Below are 4,725 nucleotides of genomic sequence, written 5' to 3'. Positions count from 1 at the left end.
AACCCCTACCTGTAAACAACCGAAACCGACGGGACCGATCGCTTACACAGAAATCTTGACAAGCTCGTTTCCGTCGCTCGACGCCCCCGACCGGCTCGAACGGCGAGTGGACTTCGGCCGATGTGATCGCTGCCGGGCCCGGATGACACGTAGGTGACTGCCGAACCGATCAAGGCCTCGCAATCACACAGGAGGAAGCTATGTCCACCACCCTCAGCTTCGCCGGCAACCTGGCCGGAGCGCCCGAGCTGCACCACACCCGGGAGAACAACGGGTCGTTCGCCACCTGCCGGGTCCTGGTCAACCGCCGGACCCAGAGCGTCCAGGGGGAGTGGGTCAACGACGAGCCCACGGCACACAACGTCAAGATCTTCGGCTCGGCCGCCACCCACGTGCACGACAGCTGCGGATCGGGCGACCCGATCTTCGTCCAAGGCATCGAGTGCACCGAGACCTGGGCGGACAAGGAGACCGGCGAGAACCGCACCGAACACATCGTGGTCCTTGACACCCGCTTCGGAGAGGTCGGTCTCTCGCTCAAGTACGTCTCCGCGCGCATCGACCGCGCCCCCCACGCGGCCCAGGCCAGCTGAGGAGGTTCGCTCCCATGGATCTCGTCGCACAGTCCCCAGACGAGCTGCTGGCCGCGGTGCCGCACGTCCTCGGCTTCAAGCCCGAGGAGTCGATCGTCCTCGTGCCCTTCCGACCCGGGCTCCCCATCACCCGCGTCAACCTGCCCCGGACCGCCGCGGACCGTGAGGAGGTGTGGGACGCCCTCAGCGGCCCGTACGGCCGCCACGCCCGCCCCGGAGCCCGCCTGGCGATCCTCTGCTTCACCGAGGACCGCCGCAGCGCCGAGCTGGCCAGCCAGAATCTCTCCAACCGCCTCGAGACCGTGGGCATCACCACCCATATCCGGCTGTGGGCCGACGGCGAGCGGTGGCGTGAGTTCAACACGGGCCAGACCGGGCTGCAGACCGAGGCGACCGCGGAGCGGATTGCGGCCGCCACCGTACTTACCGGCCGAGCGCAGCCGGCGGCCAGTCGAGCCTCGCTGGCGGCGTCCATGATCGGTGACCGGGAGCCGATCGCCCAAGCGCTCCCCGCGGCCCGAGCCGCGGCTGCGGCCAGCACTCCCGCCCTCGAGCGGGACTGGGCACTGGACCGGCTCGAGCAGTTCCACGCCGACGGTAACCGGCTCTCCGACGTCGACGGCGCACGAATGCTGGTGGCCCTCGAGACGATCAGCACCCGCGACGCGCTCTGGGAGGACATGAGCCGTGAGAACCGCACCTCCCACGCGGCGATCTGGACCGACCTCACCCGCCGCGCTCCTGACGAGGTCCGCGCGGCGCCGGCGTCCCTGCTCGGCTTCGCGAGTTGGCTGCACGGCGACGGCGCGAGGGCCTGGTGCGCCCTCGACCAGGTGCCCGCCGACCGGCCCTACTCAATGGCCGCCATCGTCGCCTCGGCGCTGCAGAACGGCATCCACCCCCGCGAGTGGGACCGGTACCAGACCCAGATGCGCGAGATCGCGGCCGAGCTGGACGAGTCCTTTGTCCCGACACCGGCCGGGCACCGGCACGACATCCCGGGCACACAGCCCGGCGCCGACCGACCGGCCCCGGGCCGCTGAGGAGGACAGCGATGAACCACGACGACGACACCCCGGTTCAGCCTCAGAGCGTCACGGAACGGCAGCTGCACCGCTTGGTCGTGCCCGGGCCTGCGGCCTACGCCCCTGACAAGCGCCTGGACGTCATCCACGAACCCGACTTTGACCTACTGTGGGGAGGTCCGGAATGAGCACCCGCACGCCGACGTCGACGACCGGCTGGCCCGCGTCAAGCTGAGCAGCGTCATTGAGCCCGGCGACCTGCGCGTCACCGGCCTGGTCAGCGAGCTCGGCGCCGGCAAGGTCCTCGACTCCTCGAGTCCGCCGGCGAGGTGGAGAACCACTGGGGCTTCACCATCGGCCACGAGCTCGCCCACGTCGATCCCGGCAAGGTCCTGGAGCAGGCCGCCGGCCGCGGCATCCGGTTCGTCATCCCCGGCGATCCCGAGTCGCCCGACCAGCTCGCGGGCCTGCGCGGCGCCGGCGCACTGCACGACCGCGGCGGCGAACCCGTCGGACTCTGGGCCAGGGGAGCGGCTGACCTCCACCAGCTCGCAGCCAACGCCGTGGCCGTAGTGGGGTCGCGCCGCGACGGACTACGGAACGCATCAGGCCACCGAACTGAGCCGAGACCTCGCGGCTATGGGCCACACCGTCGTCAGAGGACTCGCCTACGGGGTCGACCAGGCCGCCCACCGCAGCGCCCTCCTCGCCGGCGGCCCGACCATCGCCGTGATGCCCTGCGGGGCCGACCGGCCCTAGCCGGCCGCGCACGCGCAGCTACTTGAGGCGATCGCCGAACGCGGCCTCGTCGTCGCCGAAGCGCCACCCGGCGACGCGCCCACCCGCAACCGGTTGCTCGCCCGAACCAGGCTCATGGCCGCGCTGTCCGAAGGCACCGTGGTTGTCGAGGGCGCCGCCCGGAGCGGCGCCCTCACCACCGCGCACTGGACCGGCCCTGCAACGGCCCGTCATGGGAGTCCCCGGACTGGTCACCAGCGCCGCCTCGGTCGGCGTCAACCAGCTGATCCGATTGGGCAAGGCCAGCCTGGTCACCAGCGCGTCGGAGATCATCATCGACCTCACCACCCACGCCTACCCGACGGTCGCCGCGGCCGCACGGCCCGACGAGTCCTTCCTGCCCGGGCCAGCGCGCTCTGCGCAGAGCCCCGTCCCGGGCCCGATGGCGCCGGCCGCCGCACCTCGGCGGTGAAAGGCACGCATCCTGGCGCGCTCAGATCATCTTCGTTCGACCACTGAATGGCTGAGCGGCCCCTAGTCGGTGCTAGGTCGTGTCAACTCCGACCGGTCTCCAGCACTGCCAGGTCGGCTCGCCGGTGGGAAGTCTCGATTTGAGCCGTGCCGCACTTATGACCCGAAAACGCCAGCACAAGCAGCCCTATCGGAACGAGTGGCGGCAAAATGATCGGCTCGGTTGAACCTTCGCTTGCAGGTGTTTGCGCAGGTCAGGGCAGACGTCGTCAAGAATCGTCTAAGAAGCCAGATGGACCAAAGCGGCTCTTCACAGACCGGGGTGTAGTTGGGGTCTGAAGCCGCCGGTCTCGAGCAGGCTTCTGGCGATGTAGTTGGTCAGGTTGCGGAATCCGAGTGCTGATCCGCGTAGGTGCTCGAGGCGTCCGTTGATGGCCTCGGTGGGTCCGTTGCTGGTGCCGGGGCGGTCGAAGTAGGCCAAGACGTCCTCGGCGCGCTTCTTCAGGGTCCTGCCCAGGGTGATGACCTCGACCAGCGCTGCCGGGACACCGGTGCTGACCGATTCGATGAGCTTGGTCATCAGTTCCCGGCCGCGGCGGCGGTCTGGTTCGCGGTAGGCGGTGATCATCCGTTGGTAGATCCCCCAGGTCGCTTCGACCTCGACGTGCCTGTCGTCGGCGAACAAGGCGCGCAGCCGGTCGGCCTGCTTCTCGGTGAGTAGCCCGGCGCCGGTGTGCAGGGTCCGCCTGGCGCGGTACAACGGATCGTTGCGGCGGCCGCGGTGGCCGTGGAGGTCTTGTTGGACCCGGCGGCGGCACCGGTCCAAGGCCTCACCCGCCAGCCGCACGACGTGGAAGGGGTCCATGACCGCGACCGCGTCGGGTAGTTCCTCGACCGCGGCGGTCTTGAAGCCGGTGAACCCGTCCATCGCCACTACCTCCACGCCTTGACGCCACTGTTCGGGGCGCTCGGCGAGCCAGGTTTTGAACACCTTCTTGGACCGGCCCTCGATCATGTCCAGCAACCGTGCTGGACCGGTGCCGGCGCGCACCGCGGTCAGGTCGATGACCACGGTGACGTACTTGTCGCCGCGCCTGGTGTGGCGCCACACGTGCTCATCGACCCCGATCGCGGTGACACCGTCGTAGCGGTGCTCGCCTTCGATCAGCACGCGTCTGCCTTCAGCCAGGACGGCGTCGTTGGCGGTGCCCCACGCGACCCCTAGGGCCTCGGCGACGTGGCTCATGGACAGGTGGCCGACCACGATCGCCTCTAGTGCCCACCGCAGCCCGCGGCGCGAGAGCTTGGCCCTCGGCTGCGCGGCGCGGTGGGTGTCTTGGCGCCACACGTGCCCGCATCCGGTGCAGCGGTAGCGGCGCACGGTGATGCGCAGCGTGGTGGGCCGCCACCCGAACGGCTCGTGGGCCAGCTCGCGGGTCACGGTGTCGCGCGGAAGGCCTTCGGCTCCGCAGCGACGGCACCACCGTTCCAGGGAGCCTTCGGGTTCGACGACCTTGCAGGCCAGGACCGCCCGCTTCGGTTCGAGGCGTTGTCCGGTCACCACCAGCCCCAGCTCATCGAGGCGGCAGAAGGTCGTCAGATCAGCGCAGGCGAAGGCGCCCGCACGGGTAGCGTCGTGCACGTCGAGGTCTTTCGGGTGGCTGGCGTAGGAACCGCCATCTTCGAAAGACCTCGACCTCTATCCCGGCACCGACGCGCCGACCCCAGCCGCGTCGTCCGCTACACCCTCATCTGCGAAGAGCCGTCAAACGCCGCCGACGCTGCCCTTGGTGTGGGCGTCAGGACGTGTGCTTCGGTTACCCAACCTGAGCCCGGATCCACCACCGTTGATTTGTGATCGGTGATTGCGGTGGAGGCTCGCGTCGGTTGGGTTCAGG

Annotated in this window: 5 protein-coding genes and 1 pseudogene; 5 read left to right on the top strand and 1 reads right to left on the bottom strand. The window is 69.5% G+C overall.

Features of this window, described 5'->3' with window-relative positions:
• Positions 1 to 200 precede the first annotated feature (200 nt).
• The 5 genes and pseudogenes from ACYVKX_RS07425 to ACYVKX_RS07405 all read left to right on the top strand — a co-directional run bounded on the left by ACYVKX_RS07425 (position 201) and on the right by ACYVKX_RS07405 (position 2,828).
• The gene (locus ACYVKX_RS07425) at positions 201 to 593 is read left to right on the top strand and encodes a single-stranded DNA-binding protein (protein ID WP_460830139.1); all 393 of its coding nucleotides are present in this window, start codon (positions 201 to 203) and stop codon (positions 591 to 593) included.
• 14 nt (positions 594 to 607) lie between these two features.
• Positions 608 to 1,636 carry a DUF4192 domain-containing protein gene (locus ACYVKX_RS07420; protein WP_460830136.1) on the top strand — a complete coding sequence of 343 codons (1,029 nt, stop codon included), beginning with the start codon at positions 608 to 610 and terminating at the stop codon, positions 1,634 to 1,636.
• 11 nt (positions 1,637 to 1,647) lie between these two features.
• Complete coding sequence (locus ACYVKX_RS07415; protein ID WP_460830133.1) at positions 1,648 to 1,806, top strand: hypothetical protein; 159 nt, start codon at positions 1,648 to 1,650, stop codon at positions 1,804 to 1,806.
• A gap of 451 nt (positions 1,807 to 2,257) precedes the next feature.
• A pseudogene (locus tag ACYVKX_RS07410) lies at positions 2,258 to 2,509 on the top strand (DNA-processing protein DprA); the annotation flags it as partial.
• Between the two features lie 79 nt (positions 2,510 to 2,588).
• Positions 2,589 to 2,828 carry a hypothetical protein gene (locus ACYVKX_RS07405; protein WP_460830142.1) on the top strand — a complete coding sequence of 80 codons (240 nt, stop codon included), beginning with the start codon at positions 2,589 to 2,591 and terminating at the stop codon, positions 2,826 to 2,828.
• Positions 2,829 to 3,137: 309 nt separating this feature from the next.
• Here the strand turns inward: ACYVKX_RS07405 and ACYVKX_RS07400 are convergent, their stop codons facing one another.
• A complete protein-coding gene (locus tag ACYVKX_RS07400) occupies positions 3,138 to 4,469 on the bottom strand; it encodes an ISL3 family transposase (protein WP_460830131.1) in 1,332 nt (443 codons plus the stop codon).
• Between the last annotated feature and the right edge of the window lie 256 nt (positions 4,470 to 4,725).

Source organism: Nocardioides hungaricus (assembly GCF_054782915.1).
The sequence above is the reverse complement of the archived record's forward strand: the minus strand, read 5'-3'. Positions and strand labels throughout refer to the sequence as shown.